At 57.1% G+C, this 14,235-nt stretch carries 17 protein-coding genes; 5 read left to right on the top strand and 12 right to left on the bottom strand.

The genetic code is table 11. The annotated features are described in order from the left end of the window. Positions 1–2 precede the first annotated feature (2 nt). The 6 genes from G6L01_RS16850 to G6L01_RS16825 all read right to left on the bottom strand — a co-directional run bounded on the left by G6L01_RS16850 (position 3) and on the right by G6L01_RS16825 (position 5,407). Positions 3–1,082 (bottom strand): ABC transporter ATP-binding protein, encoded by a 1,080-nt coding sequence (locus G6L01_RS16850; RefSeq protein WP_070164115.1) that lies wholly within the window; start codon positions 1,080–1,082, stop codon positions 3–5. A gap of 156 nt (positions 1,083–1,238) precedes the next feature. Beyond that, a complete protein-coding gene (locus G6L01_RS16845) occupies positions 1,239–2,789 on the bottom strand; it encodes a glycerol-3-phosphate dehydrogenase (RefSeq protein ID WP_197432336.1) in 1,551 nt (516 codons plus the stop codon). A gap of 76 nt (positions 2,790–2,865) precedes the next feature. Continuing rightward, positions 2,866–3,636, bottom strand: a complete 771-nt coding sequence (locus G6L01_RS16840; protein WP_070164117.1) for a DeoR/GlpR family DNA-binding transcription regulator — start codon at positions 3,634–3,636, stop codon at positions 2,866–2,868. An 83-nt stretch (positions 3,637–3,719) separates the two neighbouring features. Further along, positions 3,720–4,121 carry a DUF2177 family protein gene (locus G6L01_RS16835; protein WP_070164118.1) on the bottom strand — a complete coding sequence of 134 codons (402 nt, stop codon included), beginning with the start codon at positions 4,119–4,121 and terminating at the stop codon, positions 3,720–3,722. 27 nt (positions 4,122–4,148) lie between these two features. Beyond that, the gene (locus G6L01_RS16830) at positions 4,149–4,841 is read right to left on the bottom strand and encodes a ChrR family anti-sigma-E factor (RefSeq protein WP_070164119.1); all 693 of its coding nucleotides are present in this window, start codon (positions 4,839–4,841) and stop codon (positions 4,149–4,151) included. Further along, positions 4,841–5,407 carry a sigma-70 family RNA polymerase sigma factor gene (locus G6L01_RS16825; protein ID WP_070164141.1) on the bottom strand — a complete coding sequence of 189 codons (567 nt, stop codon included), beginning with the start codon at positions 5,405–5,407 and terminating at the stop codon, positions 4,841–4,843. The genes G6L01_RS16830 and G6L01_RS16825 overlap by 1 nt, the downstream gene beginning before the upstream one ends. A 247-nt stretch (positions 5,408–5,654) precedes the next feature. Between G6L01_RS16825 and G6L01_RS16820 the strand changes: the two genes are divergently transcribed. Genes G6L01_RS16820 through G6L01_RS16810 form a run of 3 tightly spaced genes read left to right on the top strand, consistent with a single transcriptional unit; the run spans position 5,655 to position 9,024 of the window. Further along, positions 5,655–7,013 (top strand): NAD(P)/FAD-dependent oxidoreductase, encoded by a 1,359-nt coding sequence (locus G6L01_RS16820; RefSeq protein WP_070164120.1) that lies wholly within the window; start codon positions 5,655–5,657, stop codon positions 7,011–7,013. Next, complete coding sequence (locus tag G6L01_RS16815; protein WP_070164121.1) at positions 7,010–7,813, top strand: DUF1365 domain-containing protein; 804 nt, start codon at positions 7,010–7,012, stop codon at positions 7,811–7,813. The genes G6L01_RS16820 and G6L01_RS16815 overlap by 4 nt, the downstream gene beginning before the upstream one ends. Beyond that, positions 7,810–9,024, top strand: a complete 1,215-nt coding sequence (locus G6L01_RS16810) for an SAM-dependent methyltransferase (protein ID WP_070164122.1) — start codon at positions 7,810–7,812, stop codon at positions 9,022–9,024. Before G6L01_RS16815 ends, G6L01_RS16810 begins: the two co-directional genes overlap by 4 nt. Before the next feature lie 65 nt (positions 9,025–9,089). On the opposite strand, the gene G6L01_RS16805 is transcribed toward G6L01_RS16810, so the two are convergent. The 3 genes from G6L01_RS16805 to G6L01_RS16795 form a co-directional block, all read right to left on the bottom strand. Beyond that, the gene (locus tag G6L01_RS16805; RefSeq protein ID WP_070164123.1) at positions 9,090–9,860 is read right to left on the bottom strand and encodes an SDR family NAD(P)-dependent oxidoreductase; all 771 of its coding nucleotides are present in this window, start codon (positions 9,858–9,860) and stop codon (positions 9,090–9,092) included. Further along, entirely contained in the window at positions 9,860–10,414 is a 555-nt protein-coding gene (locus G6L01_RS16800) for a DUF3833 family protein (RefSeq protein ID WP_070164124.1), read from the bottom strand. The genes G6L01_RS16805 and G6L01_RS16800 overlap by 1 nt, the downstream gene beginning before the upstream one ends. A gap of 67 nt (positions 10,415–10,481) precedes the next feature. Further along, the gene (locus tag G6L01_RS16795) at positions 10,482–11,198 is read right to left on the bottom strand and encodes an SDR family NAD(P)-dependent oxidoreductase (RefSeq protein WP_234891950.1); all 717 of its coding nucleotides are present in this window, start codon (positions 11,196–11,198) and stop codon (positions 10,482–10,484) included. Between the two features lie 112 nt (positions 11,199–11,310). On the opposite strand from G6L01_RS16795, the gene G6L01_RS16790 reads away from it, so the two are divergent. Beyond that, positions 11,311–11,712: a hypothetical protein gene (locus G6L01_RS16790; protein ID WP_070164126.1), complete on the top strand. Its 402-nt coding sequence runs from the start codon at positions 11,311–11,313 to the stop codon at positions 11,710–11,712. Positions 11,713–11,725: 13 nt separating this feature from the next. After that, positions 11,726–12,205 (top strand): hypothetical protein, encoded by a 480-nt coding sequence (locus tag G6L01_RS16785; RefSeq protein ID WP_070164127.1) that lies wholly within the window; start codon positions 11,726–11,728, stop codon positions 12,203–12,205. Here G6L01_RS16785 and iolB read toward each other — a convergent pair. The 3 genes from iolB to iolE form a co-directional block, all read right to left on the bottom strand. Further along, complete coding sequence (iolB, locus tag G6L01_RS16780) at positions 12,202–13,020, bottom strand: 5-deoxy-glucuronate isomerase (RefSeq protein WP_070164128.1); 819 nt, start codon at positions 13,018–13,020, stop codon at positions 12,202–12,204. The two genes, G6L01_RS16785 and iolB, sit on opposite strands and share 4 nt — an antisense overlap. Continuing rightward, a complete protein-coding gene (locus G6L01_RS16775) occupies positions 13,017–13,223 on the bottom strand; it encodes a hypothetical protein (RefSeq protein ID WP_070164129.1) in 207 nt (68 codons plus the stop codon). The genes iolB and G6L01_RS16775 overlap by 4 nt, the downstream gene beginning before the upstream one ends. A gap of 108 nt (positions 13,224–13,331) precedes the next feature. Further along, positions 13,332–14,234, bottom strand: coding sequence for a myo-inosose-2 dehydratase (iolE, locus tag G6L01_RS16770; protein WP_070164130.1), 903 nt, complete (start codon positions 14,232–14,234; stop codon positions 13,332–13,334). Position 14,235: the final 1 nt, after the last annotated feature.

Here is a 14,235-nt window from a genome sequence, read left to right as displayed (position 1 = left end):
TTTTACTCCCCCTGTCCGGCCAGATGTCCGGCAAGCGCCCGGCCACTGGCATCGAAGGCCATCAGGTGGCGGGTATCGAGATGGACCTGCACATCGCGGCCCGGTTCGATATCGTGAATGCCATGCTCCAGCATCACCCAGCGCTCCCCGGCATAATCGAGATGAATATAGCTTTCCGAGCCGGAAATTTCCGAGATCATTGAGCGGGCCGTGAGAGCACGTGCACCATCGGTCGCCAACGACAGGTGATGCGGGTGAAAGCCCAGCGTCAACGGCTCCTCCGGCACATGCGAAAGGTGCTGCGGCACCGTCAGAACCGGAATGCCGCCGATCATGAAATGGTCCTCGCGCCGGATGGCCTGAACGGTGTTCAACGGCGGATCGGCAAAGGTTCTGGCGGTTTTCAGGTCTGCCGGGCGGCGATAGACGTCGATGGTCGGGCCGTATTGCGTGACGCGGCCTTCCGAAAGCGTGGCGGTGTACCCACCCAGAAGCAGGGCTTCCGACGGCTCCGTCGTCGCATAGACGAAAATCGCCCCCAGTTCGGCAAAGATCTTCGGCAGTTCCTCGCGCAATTCCTCGCGCAATTTATAGTCCAGATTGGCCAGCGGTTCATCCAACAGCACCAGGCTGGCCTGCTTGACGATGGCGCGGGCCAGCGCCGTGCGCTGCTGCTGGCCACCGGAAAGATTGAGCGGCGTGCGCTCCAGATAGGGCGTCAGCTTCAAAAGCTCGGCAGCTTTTTTCACCTCCCGATCGATGGTGGCCCTATCGACTTTGCGCACCCTGAGCGGCGAAGCGATGTTTTCATAGACGCTGAGGGCCGGATAATTGATGAATTGCTGGTAGACCATGGCAACCGACCGGTCCTGTACCCGCAAACCCGTGACGTCTTTGCCATCGAACAGCAGGGAGCCGGATGTCGGCTTGTCCAGCCCGGCCATCAGCCGCATCAATGATGTCTTGCCCGACAGGGTCGGCCCAAGCAGAACGTTCAGCGACCCGCGTTGCAGGGTCAGGTTGACGGGATGGATGTGAACATCCCCCGCCACCACCTTGGACAGGTTTCGCAATTCCAGCATTGTGCGTCAGGCCTCCTCCGCCCGCCGACAATGACAACGGTCTGCGTCGGAACCGACACATCCATCCGCTATCATTCTTGTATTTGCCGCGCTCAAACCCTTTGACCAACACGGTCCAGGTTCTTATCCGGCACTCCCTCTTGCGCGATTGGCCTGTCAGGCCGCCCGCGCCTCCTCGATATAGTCTTTCAGCACCTTTGCCTGTTCGGCACTCAGGAACAGGCCCTGTTTGGTGCGGCGCCAGAGAATATCCTCCGCCGTTGCCGCCCATTCACGGGCAATCAGCCAATCGACTTCAACCTGATACAGGGTTCCCCCGAAATAGCGCCCCAGCCCCTCCAGGCTTTTGGCTCCATTTATGATCGTCGTGGCAAAGGTTCCATAGCACCGTACAAGCCGGCGCGCGCACCGATCCTCCAGGAACGGAAAGGCCTTTTGCAGCCTCTCCACTTCCGCCAGATAGCCGGTTGCCGGAAAATCACCGCCCGGCAAATGGCTGGTCGCGGTCCAGGGCTTGCCCTTGACGCCGATCGCCTCACCGATCTTTTCCAATGCATGTTCACCCAGACGCCGATAGGTGGTGAGCTTGCCGCCGAACACGTTGAGCAGCGGCGCGGATTTTTCCGGCGTTTCCAGTTTCAGCACGTAATCGCGGGTGGCCTCCTGCGCTTTGGAGGCACCGTCATCATAGAGTGGCCGCACGGCGGAATAGGACCAGACAATGTCCTCAGGCCGGACCGGCTCGGCAAAATATTCGCTGGCAGCATCGCAGAGATAGGAGATCTCGCCTTGCGAAATCTTCACATCCTTCGGATCGCCCTGATAATCCTGATCAGTCGTGCCGATCAGGGTGAAATCCGTCTCATAGGGAATGGCGAAGATGATGCGATTGTCCGGATTCTGGAAGAAATAGGCACGGGGATCATCGAACTTCTTCCTTACCACGATATGGCTGCCCTGCACCAGCCGCACATTATGAACATTGTTTCTGCCGACCGCATTGGATAGCACGCTATCGACCCACGGCCCGCCCGCATTGACCAGCATCCGTGCCTTGTAGGTGCTGCGGGCGCGACTGGAGCGATCCTCGACCTCGATGATCCAGAGATCGCCATCCCGGTGCGCGCCGATAACGCGGTTGCGGCTGAGGATTGTGGCACCACGATCCGCAGCGTCGCGGGCATTCAGCACGACGAAACGGGCATCATCAACCCAGCCGTCGGAATATTCAAAGGCGCGAGTAAACAATGGCTTCAGCGGCTTGCCCGCCTTGTCCTTGCGCATATTCAATGTTTTGGTGGCGGGCAGCAATTTGCGACCACCCAGATGATCGTAGAGAAACAGGCCAAGCCGGATCAGCCAGGCGGGACGAATGCCGCCCTTGTGGAACGGCAGCACGAAACGCATCGGCCAAATGATATGCGGCGCCATCGCCCAGAGCACTTCGCGCTCCATCAGCGCTTCGCGCACCAGCCGAAATTCATAATGTTCAAGGTAGCGCAATCCACCGTGAATGAGCTTGGTGGCGCCCGAAGACGTGCCAGAGGCGAAATCGTTCATTTCCGCCAGCGCAACGGTATAGCCGCGCCCGACGGCGTCACGGGCGATGCCGCAGCCGTTAATACCACCACCAATAACAAATATGTCGAAGACAGGATCGCCGGACACGTTTCTCTCCCTTTCGCAATGCAGCATTATAGTGCGCATGCGAAACTTGATATAGCTAAAACGAACTTAAAACGAATGTCAAACGAAAGTTTAGCAGTCCCTATTAATCAGGCGGCTATGGGCCCCGGAATGCTTCGATCAACCGCACGTCATGCTCACGGCAAATAGCGGCAAGACCCTCGATATCGCAGACGTCAGTGATGAATGTGTGAACCTGGCTGAGATGGCCAATGCGCACCGGGGCGGCGCGCTCGAATTTGGAGGAATCGGCCACAAGAATCACGTGCCGGGCATTGGCGATAATCGCCTGCGCCACCTTGACCTCCCGGTAATCGTAGTCCAGCAATGCGCCATCCGGATCGATGGCCGAAGCGCCGATCACCGCATAATCCACCTTGAACTGCCGGATGAAATCCACCGCCGCTTCCCCGACGATCCCGCCATCGGAGCCACGCACAACGCCGCCAGCGATTACCACCTCAATGCCTGGAAAAACCCGCAGGCGATTGGCAACATTGATATTATTGGTAATGACCATCAGGTCCTTGTGATCAAGCAATGCTTCGCCCACCGCCTCGGTCGTCGTACCGATATTGATGAACAGAGATGCATTGCTGGGGATCAATTCGGCGGCAGCCCTGCCAATCGCCTGCTTTTCCGGCGCGGCCATCGAGCGGCGCGCTTCATAGCGAACGTTTTCGGCACCACTCGGAAAAATTGCGCCTCCGTGGACCCGCGTCAGTCGGCGCGTCTCGCAGAGATCGTTGAGATCCTTGCGGATGGTTTGCGGCGTCACCGAAAAGCGAACCGCCAGATCATCCACCTGCACCCGGCCTTCCGCCTTGGCGATGTCGAGAATGTCGGATTGCCGGGCAGACAGAAACATGCACCCCTCCCCGTTTTCGTTTTTCTTTCATCATAATCCAAAACGAAAGCGGTGCAATGCGCCTGACGTCTCACGTGAAACGTTTATGCAAACCGGCTGGTAATCAGATAGCCAATCCCGGCGGCGGTGGCCGTCAGCACCGTGCCCCAGGCCATGTCGACCAGACTGAGCGTCAGTGACCAGGATTTCAAGGTGGCCAGATTGGTCATGTCATAGGTGCCATAGGCGATCAGCCCCAGAAGCGCGCCGCTAACCACAGCCGTTAACAGGCTGCCGTTCTGTAGGGCTGGACTGACCGCAAAATAAACAATGCCGACGATATAAACCAGATAGAACAGACCCGCAGCGGTGAAATTGGGCTGATCCCGCATCATATCGCCGATGCGGGACTTGTAAAAACTCAGCGCAATCTTGCTGAGCCATAGGAAATCCAAGGTGAAAAACACCGCAGCCGTGGCACAATAGGCAATCGCATAGCTGCGCATGTGATTTCATCTCCTTTAAAGTGTCGGCTATATACCGAGGATCGGCTGAAACAGCCGGACAAGGCGGCTCTTGAAGCGCAGAGGAGCGTCCGTGACGGCAAGGCAAATGCAATCTTCGCCGTCTTCGGCAATGGGCTGATGTTCCAACTGCTCGTCGGCTTCCTCCAGGTCGCCGCGTGCAAACCGGCCCTGTCCATCATGGAAGCTGCCTTTCAGCACCAGCGTCAGCTCGCGCCCACCATGGCTATGTTCCGGCACCGGCTTTCCGGCCGGAATGCGCAGCAACCGCACGCTGGTTTCTCCATCGCGGGTCTTGATCGGAATGTGATAGGCACCGCGCCCAAGCGACTTCCATTTCAAACCATCGATATCCTGCCCCAGATAGGAGCGAAGCGGTTCCGGCAGGATCGCATCGTACTGCCGGGAGGTGGTGTCCGGCGCCGGTTCAACCCGGCTGACAGTGCTTTCCCTGGTCCGTTCGCCGGAGGCAGCAAGCCTTGCTCGCATGTCCTGCCAGGAGCGGTCGACGCTGAGATCGGCATCGACAGGGTTTTCCGCCTCCAACAATGCCCCGGCAGTCACCTCCATGGCCGCGAGGCGTCGGCGACAATCGGGACATAAGGCGAGATGGGTGGCAATGGCGATTCCCCAGCCTTCGGCAAGGCTGCCATTGGCGTAATCGAGCAGCAATTCATCGCTGACATGATGGTGAACAGTCATCAGCGATCCTCCTCTGAGCGGTCTTCAAGGGCGGCACGAAGCTTGGCAAAGGCCATGCGGATTCTCGACTTCACAGTGCCGAGCGGCAGATTGAATTCCTTGGCAAGCGCGCTGTGAGGAATTTCGTGAAAGAAGGACCGTTGCAACAGCTCCAACTGCTCCTGCGGCAATTGTCCCATGGCCTTGTGCAGCCTTTCCGCATCCTGGCGGTTTTCCAGATCCTGATCGGCTGGCATCACCTCGTCAGGCACGAAGGCCGGATCGTTCGGATCGAATTCCGGCCGGTTCTGCTTGCGATAGGCCGAAACCCGGAGATTTCTGGCGATGGTAAAAATCCAGGCGGAGACATTGCCCCGGTCCGGATCGAATAATGCGGCCTTGTTCCAGACCACCATCATGGTTTCCTGCATCAATTCCTCTGCCGCCTGCTGGTCACGCGCCTGACGAGCCATATAAGCCTTTACGCGCGGACCGTAATGGCGGAACAATGTTTCGAATGCTTCCACATCCCGTTCGCGAGCAACTGCTGCGAGCATGGAAGACATGTCTTCGGTTTCAGCCTTCATAATCATCCCGTTTGCGCCAGAAGGCACGGATCTCCCACCCAACCGGCTGCGTCTGAAAAGGCGCGGGGCCGTCACTCTTCTATTGTGGCATTCCAGAGCCGCTTGGGAAATGATTATTGTCATGGCGCTTTCTACGCCTTGTCGCGAAAGCTGGATCACTGCCTGAAAAAAAATCCGCTCATGGCAATCCAGCCTCCGCTAGCGTTCGTAAATACTGTAAACGAACAACCGGGAGGCGACCGCTCTTATGAAGATCGGATTAGACAGCGGATTGACCACAGGCACAAAGCGCATTGCGGTTGTGGGATCGGGGATTTCCGGTCTGTCCTGCGCATGGCTATTGTCCAAGGGTTTCGATGTCACGGTGTTCGAAGCTGAAAACCGCTTCGGTGGCCATGCCAACACCGTCAATGTCGCGGGACCAAACGGTCCGGTGGCCGTCGATACCGGGTTCATCGTCTATAACGACCGCAATTATCCAAATCTCGTTGCGCTGTTCGATCATCTCGGTGTGCCAAACCAGGCCTCCGACATGTCCTTCGCAGCCTCGCTGGATGCGGGCCGTTTCGAATATTCCGGCTGTGGGCTGGCGGGTCTGCTTGGCCAGCGCAGCAACGTGGTTCGCCCTCGCTTCTGGCGCATGGTGGCCGATATCATGCGCTTTTACCGGGAAGCCCCTTTGCTGCTCGAGCGCCAAGACCTTACAGCGGCAACGCTTGGCGATTATCTCGATCTGGAAGCCTATAGTAATGCCTTTATCGAGGATCACCTGCTACCTATGGGCGCTGCGATCTGGTCAACAACGGCTGCCGACATGCGGGCCTATCCGCTGAATGCCTTTGTCCGGTTCTTCATCAATCACGGTCTGGTCACGTTGAAGAATAGGCCGCAATGGCGCACGGTCACGGGGGGCAGCCGTGAATATGTCCTGCGCATCAAGCAGGCGACCAATGCCGATTTCCGGGCCAACGATCCGGTCAAGGCCATTATCCGCAGCGCACTGGGCGTAAAGATCGTCACGCAAAGCGGCTATCAGGATCGTTTCGATCAGGTTGTTGTCGCCACCCATGCGGATGAAGCACTGGCGCTGCTGGACGATGCGCAAGGGTTGGAACGGGCGCTGCTAGGCTGCTTCGATTACACTAAGAATGTTGCCGTGCTGCATTCCGACACCAGATTGATGCCTAAACGCAAACAGGTCTGGGCAAGCTGGAATTACATCGGCGAAGAGCGCAAGTCTGGCGAAGGGCCGCTGTGCGTAACCTATTGGATGAACCGGTTACAGGGCCTCGACGCCTCGCTTCCGCTGTTCGTAACGCTCAATCCTTCGCGCGACATCGACGAGTCCAAGGTGCATCAGGTCTTCAACTACACCCATCCGCTTTTCGATGCCAAGGCAATCGCCGCCCAGCGCCAGCTCTGGCAATTGCAGGGGCGCAACAGGACCTGGTTCTGCGGTGCGCATTTCGGCAGTGGCTTCCACGAGGACGGCCTTCAGTCCGGCCTGGCTGTTGCCGAACAATTGTCTGGAATTGCCCGTCCGTGGTCGGTGGAAAACCAATCAGGCCGGATTTTTGTCGAATCGGTGCTGGCGGCTGCACAATGAGCTGGTCATCGGCAATTTTCACCGGTGCGGTTGTGCATCAACGCCACCGGCCTAAAAAGCATAGTCTACGATATAAGGTCTTCTGCCTGCTGGTCGATCTCGATGAACTGCCTGATATAGACAAGTCGCTTTGGCTTCTGGGATATAACCGCCGCGCCATCTTGAGAATTGACGACCGCGATCATGGCCTGGGTATTCCGGGAGGTTTGAAGACGTGGGTTGCCAACCATGTCGAGCAGGCCGGTCTTAACACCGAGGGCATGAAAGTGAGCATGCTCTGCTATCCGCGCATGTTCGGCTATGTTTTCAATCCCTTGACGCTTTATTATTGCTATGGGCCGTCCGGCGACCTGCTGGCCCTGCTTTACGAGGTTGAAAATACCTTTCACGAGCGGCACACCTATGTCATTCCGGCTAGCGTGGAAGAGGATGGCTCGATCCGCCACGCCTGCGCCAAGCAGATGTATGTCTCGCCCTTCATGCCGATGGAATGCCTCTACCGGTTCAAAATCGTGCCACCGGGCGAAACGGTGACAGTCGCCATCAACGAAGCCGACGAACAGGGGCCATTGCTCTATGCGTCGTTTTGCGGAAAGCGCCGCCCCCTTGATGACCGGGGCTTGTTCAAGGTTCTGGTCCGCTATCCGCTGATGACACTGAAAGTCATGGGTGCCATCCATTGGGAAGCCCTTAAACTTTGGGCGAAAGGCGTGCCATTGCATCGGCATCGCAAGGCGCAGAACCCGGTCGCCAGTTCCATCATTCCGCCTGAGGCTGCAAACGCAAGGAGCCCGTCATGACCCATGCCGACCAGCAAACCGCGACACTATCCCTCACCTCCGCGCCGCTGTGGCAAAGGGTGCTGTGCGGCTGGGCGGGCCGCCTGACCCATGGCCATCTGACGCTGCTGTTTCCTGACGGCAAGGAACACCACGTCACCGGCCGTGAAGCCGGACCCTCTGCCGTCCTGAAGCTAAACAACGCCCGTCCGGTCTGGCGGGTGATGTCGGCGGGAACGCTCGGCTTTTCGAGATCCTATATGGATGGCGACTGGGACAGCCCCGATATTGCCGGATTTCTGGAACTTGCCATTGTCAATGAGGGCAATTGGCACGGGCTGATGTCACCTTCCGCGCTGCTTGGCAAGCTGGCTCTGCTGCGCCATAAGCTCAGGCGCAATTCCAAGGCCGGGAGCCGGCGCAACATCGCCTTCCATTACGATCTCGGCAACTCCTTTTATCGCCATTGGCTGGATGAGACGATGACCTATTCATCGGCGCTCTACACCCATCCTAGCCAATCGCTTGGCGAGGCACAGGCCGCCAAATACCAGCGTATTGTTGACCAATTGGCGCTGGGACCGGACGATCACGTGTTGGAAATCGGCTGCGGCTGGGGCGGCTTTGCCGAACATGCCATCCGCGCCAGCGGGTGCCGGGTAACGGGCCTGACACTTTCCACCGAACAGGCCGCCTATGCGCGCCAGCGGATGCAGGCAGCGGGATATGCCGAGCGCTGCGATATCCGGCTGGAAGATTACCGGGATGTGCAGGGCCGGTTCACCAAGATCGTTTCCATCGAAATGTTCGAGGCGGTCGGTGAGGAAAACTGGCCGGTCTATTTCAACCGGGTGCGCGATCTGCTGGTAGACGGCGGCAAGGCCGTGGTTCAGGTCATCACCCTGGATGAGAGCCGTTTCGAGCAATATCAGCGCGAAGCGGATTTCATCCAGACCTATATTTTTCCAGGAGGCATGTTGCCCTCGGTCGAGCGGTTCGAAGCATCGGCGCAAAAATCGGGATTGAAAACCTGCGATACTTTCCGCTTTGGTCTGGATTATGAGCGCACTCTGCTCACCTGGGACAAGAGCTTTACCGCCCATTGGTCGAAAATCGCGCCGCTGGGGTTTGACGAGCGCTTCTTCCGCATGTGGCGCTATTACCTTCATTACTGCGCCGCAGGCTTTCGAACCGGACGGCTTGATGTGGTGCAGTTCGAGCTTGAAAAATAAACGTTCGATCATCAATCAAAAAGGGGGCGAAGGCCCCCTTTTACGTTATCACATTCGGAAATATTTCAGGTTTTCCGCAGCATCTTGCGCGTCAATGCGAAATAGAGCGGATAGGGCAAAAGCCTCAACAGCTTGAGCGACAGGACCATTTGCCAGGGAAAGGCGATTTCAAATTTTCCGGCCTCCATTCCTTTTTCAATGTGATCGGCAGCCTGCTCAGCCGTCACCAGGAAGGGCATGGGAAAGTCATTCTTGTCGGTCAGCGGCGTTTTGACAAAACCCGGATTGATAATGCTGATCGCCACGCCCTTTTCGGCAAGACCCGGACGCATGGCCTCGGCCAGGGTGATCATCGCTGATTTGGTTGCCCCGTAAATGCCGCCGCCCGGCAGTCCGCTATAGCCGGAGACCGAACCGACAAGGCCGATCCGGCCTTTACCGCGAGCGACCATCACGGCAATCACCGCTTCCAGGCAATGGCCGGTACCGACAAGATTAAGATCGACCATCCGGCGCAATTGCTCGGCCTCGAAACGCACTGCATTTTCGCGGATATAGGAGCCTGCGGAAAACACCGCCATATCGATCGGGCCAAGCCTGGCTTCGATGTCGCCCACCACCTGTTTCACAGCGTTTCCGTCGGTAATATCCAGCGGAAAAGCATGAATTCGATCTGGATTTTCAGCCGCAAGCGCCAGCAGGTCCTCAGCCCGCCGGGCGCTGACGCCGACGATATAGCCTTGACGCGCCAATTTCAGCGCAAGCGCGCGACCGATGCCGGAACTGGCGCCGGTGATCCAGGCGACTCTGGCGCGCGACGAGGATGACATGACCATCACGGTGCAATCCTTTCGCGCTTTTGCGCCTTTATCTTGGTGGCCTGTGCGGCCTTTTGGAAGGACACGGTGGTCTTGGCGACCGGAAAGCCGAATTTCGTCACCCAGGCGGTATTGAGCACCGTACCATCCGGCTTCAACACCATCTTGTCGTAGAACCGGACCTTGTTGGACTGGGTCTCGGGCGAGAGATAGACGAGATAGTTGAAACGAGCGGTATCGCCGCTCAGCCGCACAAGCGCATTGCCCACCACATCCTCTCGGGTTCCGGTATAGGTCGTCGGCCCTGTCTTGACGAACCGCCAGGTTTTGCGGTCACGCGTGCCATCCTCGAAGCGAAAATCCTCCCGCAGTGTCAGAATATGACCATCCCATTTGCCAGTGAGATCGACGGTGAATTTGCGACTGACACCATTGATGGCGGCGAAGTGTCCCTCGGCCACGGTCTTGCCGACGAAATAGTCCTCGAAGCTAAAATCAGCCGCCACTGCTGGGCTTATAGATGCAAATAGTCCGACGCCCAGACCCGCAAGTGCAGATTTCAGTCCCGACATGATCAAATCTCCGGTTCATTGCTATCAATACTTGAACTACGCGCCAAACGGGCTTCCGGATTGGTTGCTACCACTCGATCACGGAACCGTCATAGGCGAAAAAGCCCCCGGTCTGGGCGGGCGAGAGTATGTCGAGCACGGATAGCAACAGGCCAGCGCTGTGATCCGGGGCAAACCGCTCATGACCCGCGGCGAAATTGGCAGAAAGTCCGGTATCTACACTGCCGGGATGCAGGCTGACAATGACGGATTGCGGTCGTGATCGGGCGATTTCGATAGCGCTGGTATGAACGATCTGGTTGAGAGCTGCCTTGGATGCCCGATAGGAAATCCAGCCACCAAGGCGATTATCGCCAATCGAACCGACCCGTGCCGACAGAAAACCCATCAGCGACCGGCTGTTTTTCACCAGAAGCGGCGTGAAATATTTGAGCACCAGCGCTGGGCCAATGGCATTCAGCGCAAATTGGGCCGCCATCGCTTCAGAAGTTACGGCTTTGATGGCTTTTTCTGGCCCAACGCCGTTAATGGTCAAGGCGCCCGTTGCACAAATGATCAGATCGAAGCTTTGGTCCTGACCAGCCAGGCGCTCCGCACAGGCGGCGATGCTCGCCTCCTCCATCAGGTCGAAGCCGTTCTCTCGGCGCGATAGCGTCACCACCTCCCGACAGGCACTATCCGACCCCAATATCGCGCAAAGGGCTGAACCGATACCGCCGGATGCGCCGATAACGAGTGCGCTATAGCTTGGGCGAAGCGATGTCATTGATGTAAAGCGACGCATTTTCCACCTTTTTGCGACATTTATTGTGCTGCCAGTCATCCGAATGCTGACGGGCTGCGTAACCCCTCTACGATTCTACTCAGAACAATGGATCACAGGAGGACTTGGAATCATGTCGTTTCGACGTTTATTGATCAGTATCGCCCTGGTTGCGTGTGCTACCGGCACCGCGCAGGCCGCCAATGAAAGCCGATATACCTCCACCGACATCAAAAGCGACATCATAGGCAAGCGCATCTATCTCGCCACGCCGATGGGCGGGGAGTTTCCGCTGAACTATCGCACAAGCGGGGTTGTTGACGGTTCGGGAGAAGCTCTGGGTCTCGGCCGCTTCGTGAAGCCCAATGATACCGGCAAATGGTGGATCAATGGCGATCGCCTCTGCCAGCGCTTTACCACCTGGTACAAAGGCACGCCGATGTGTTTCGAACTCTATAAAACCGGCGATAAAAGCCTCAATTGGATCCGCGACAATGGCCAGAAGGGGACAGCCAGGATCGGGCAATCCCTGTAATCTGAGGTGGCAAATGCTGGAGCCTTTTGACCAATGGGACATTCAACCGTTTGGCAAATTGAAGCCGATTCCCTATACCGCACGATTTTCACTGGCGGAATATGAAACGATCAAGAAGGGTTTCATTCCAAATTCCATGGAGGATAAGTGGGTTATTTTCTTCGCCGCTCACTCACTATTTCTCCATCGGAGTTGGACGGGGGCGGCGGTATATCGCGTGGATTTTTCTGAAAGATCAAACACGTTGAGTGTCAAAAATGCTTATGTTGACGAGGCTGTCTGTCAAAAAGACAATGGCGCGTATGATGCAGCACTATTATCCTTTTTAATAGACAATATTCTTCTCTCCAGAAACTCGCCGTTCCCTATGATCGAGGCAAACAAGCGTTTTCCAACCGGTGCCTATCAACACCATATTGCGGGCACCGGATACAGGGAAACATCTTTCAAACCTCCCCGCCCCTGGTGGAGGTTTTGGGGAAGGGACCATTAAGCTTTTGGCGGATTGTCGCGTTTGAAAATCCAGTCATGGTCGGGGTGGTTCTGGAAGCGCCATTTGCGCATCGGTCCGGCCATGACATTGAGATAATACATCTCATAGCCATAAGGCGCGCCGCAGGGATGGTGGCCCTTTGGCACCAACACCACATCGCCATCGGACACGGCCATTGTTTCGTCCAATGAGCCATCTTCGGTAAAGACGCGCTGAAAGCCGAAGCCCTGAGCCGGATTCAAACGATGATAATAGGTCTCTTCCAGATAGGTCATATCCGGAAAATTATCCTCGTCATGCCGATGGGGCGGATAGGATGACCAGTTGCCCTGCGGGGTAAACACTTCTGTTACCAGCAGGCTATCGGCCACATCGCGCTCTTCCATGGCAATGGGGAAGATATACCGAGTGTTGGCATCCTTGCCGCGCTCCGTGAGGGCCACGCCTGCCGGGCCAATCACCTGTGCCTCGCGGCCCGGTTTTGCGGGCGCGGTGCAGACGGCCAGCGTTACATCCGTGGTGGCGATGGCGCTCCACTCGCTGCCTGCCGGAATATAGACGCAATGGGGCGGCTTTTTCTCAAATACATTCATGCGGTCGCCAAGCTCGCCGAAGCTTTTGCCCGCAGCCGAAATCTCGGCTTTGCCCTCGACCAGCACCAGAATCACTTCCGTCTCGCCCGTCTGTTCAGCGGCCTTTTCGCCTGCTTTCAGCTTATAAAGGCCAAAGCCGACATAGCCCCAATTGGCGCTTTCCGGGGTGATGTCATGCACTTTGCCAATGGCGGCCACGGGCTTGCGCAATAGGTTGGTCATTTTTCATCTCCCTTTCCCGGCGTTTTGTAAAACACCCAGAACAGTTGCAGACCGGCGTAAAACCCAAGCGCCAGCGAAATCATCGCCCAGGTTTGAGACCCATTATAAAGCTCGACCCCCGCCCAGACCAGCGGCACCAGCACGACCAGAATGCGCACCCAGAGCGGCTTAAAAAACGGGTGGTGGGGATCGAGAAATTGCATGGGCTTACCTTGTGTGTTCGGGTCGGGGCTGGCCCTCTACCGTTGGAGGCTGTGGTGGGAGGGATATAGCATAGGTCGGTGCTTGCTTAACCCCCTCGCTCCGACCGATTAAGCCGCCTTATCCAACCCCGCAGCCTTGGCCATCGCCTTCAGCGAAGCAAGCCCAAGGCTCTGGTAATCATAGGGATTACGCACATCCGGGTCCTGCTCGGCCTCAATCACCAACCAGCCTTCATAGCCATGTTCGCCTGCAATTTTCAGCACCGGCGGAAAATTGACACCGCCCTCACTATCGCCCGGCACCGTGAACACGCCACGGCGAACACCTTCAAGGAAGGAGAGCTTTTCATCGCGCACCTGCTTGGCAATCACGGGGCGGATGTTCTTGGCGTGGATATGACCCACGCGGCTCATATAACTGGTTGCCACGCGCTCCGGGTTGCCGCCGCCAAACAGGCAATGGCCGGTATCCAGCAACAGCTTGGCATGCGGACCCGTGTTGGCCATCAGCTTGTCGATTTCCTCTTCGCTCTCGACAATCGTGCCCATGTGGTGGTGGTAAACCAGAGCAATGCCCTGCGCTGCCGCAAATTCGGCCAAAGCTTCTACGCCTGCGCCAAAACCTGCCCACTCAGCATCTGCCAGTTTCGGGCGATCATTCACCGGCTTGCCATCATCGCCATGAATAGCATTCGATGTTTCGCAGACGATGATCACCTTGCTGCCCATGGCCTTCAACAGATCGAGGGCAGGCTGCATTGCTGCCTTTTCGTCCTCAATCGAATTGGTCAGCAGGTTCAGCGAATGCCAGCCGGAGACATAGCGAAGGCCGCGTGGCTCCAACACAGCCTTCAGGGCCGTTGGTTCCTGCGGGAATTTATGGCCCTTTTCAATGCCGTCGAAGCCGATTTTGGCGGTCTCATCAAGGCATTGGTCGAGGCTGATATGGGCACCCAGCGTGCGGTCATCGTCATTGGACCATGCAATCGGGTTGGTTCCGTAGAGAATCATC

This window comes from Agrobacterium vitis (assembly GCF_013337045.2).
GTDB lineage: Bacteria > Pseudomonadota > Alphaproteobacteria > Rhizobiales > Rhizobiaceae > Allorhizobium > Allorhizobium vitis_B.
The sequence above is the reverse complement of the archived record's forward strand: the minus strand, read 5'-3'. Positions and strand labels throughout refer to the sequence as shown.

Bases quoted from the DNA above. Each gene is read 5' to 3' on its own strand.
- G6L01_RS16820 (WP_070164120.1), top strand. From the start codon at position 5,655: ATGAAGATCGGATTAGACAGCGGATTGACCACAGGCACAAAGCGCATT.
- G6L01_RS16840 (WP_070164117.1), bottom strand. From the start codon at position 3,636: ATGTTTCTGTCTGCCCGGCAATCCGACATTCTCGACATCGCCAAGGCG.
- G6L01_RS16785 (WP_070164127.1), top strand. From the start codon at position 11,726: ATGCTGGAGCCTTTTGACCAATGGGACATTCAACCGTTTGGCAAATTG.
- G6L01_RS16790 (WP_070164126.1), top strand. From the start codon at position 11,311: ATGTCGTTTCGACGTTTATTGATCAGTATCGCCCTGGTTGCGTGTGCT.
- G6L01_RS16830 (WP_070164119.1), bottom strand. From the start codon at position 4,841: ATGACTGTTCACCATCATGTCAGCGATGAATTGCTGCTCGATTACGCC.
- iolE (WP_070164130.1), bottom strand. From the start codon at position 14,234: ATGATTCTCTACGGAACCAACCCGATTGCATGGTCCAATGACGATGAC.
- G6L01_RS16845 (WP_197432336.1), bottom strand. From the start codon at position 2,789: ATGCGCACTATAATGCTGCATTGCGAAAGGGAGAGAAACGTGTCCGGC.
- G6L01_RS16800 (WP_070164124.1), bottom strand. From the start codon at position 10,414: ATGTCGGGACTGAAATCTGCACTTGCGGGTCTGGGCGTCGGACTATTT.
- G6L01_RS16835 (WP_070164118.1), bottom strand. From the start codon at position 4,121: ATGCGCAGCTATGCGATTGCCTATTGTGCCACGGCTGCGGTGTTTTTC.
- G6L01_RS16825 (WP_070164141.1), bottom strand. From the start codon at position 5,407: ATGAAGGCTGAAACCGAAGACATGTCTTCCATGCTCGCAGCAGTTGCT.
- G6L01_RS16810 (WP_070164122.1), top strand. From the start codon at position 7,810: ATGACCCATGCCGACCAGCAAACCGCGACACTATCCCTCACCTCCGCG.
- G6L01_RS16795 (WP_234891950.1), bottom strand. From the start codon at position 11,198: ATGCGTCGCTTTACATCAATGACATCGCTTCGCCCAAGCTATAGCGCA.
- iolB (WP_070164128.1), bottom strand. From the start codon at position 13,020: ATGACCAACCTATTGCGCAAGCCCGTGGCCGCCATTGGCAAAGTGCAT.
- G6L01_RS16815 (WP_070164121.1), top strand. From the start codon at position 7,010: ATGAGCTGGTCATCGGCAATTTTCACCGGTGCGGTTGTGCATCAACGC.
- G6L01_RS16805 (WP_070164123.1), bottom strand. From the start codon at position 9,860: ATGGTCATGTCATCCTCGTCGCGCGCCAGAGTCGCCTGGATCACCGGC.
- G6L01_RS16850 (WP_070164115.1), bottom strand. From the start codon at position 1,082: ATGCTGGAATTGCGAAACCTGTCCAAGGTGGTGGCGGGGGATGTTCAC.
- G6L01_RS16775 (WP_070164129.1), bottom strand. From the start codon at position 13,223: ATGCAATTTCTCGATCCCCACCACCCGTTTTTTAAGCCGCTCTGGGTG.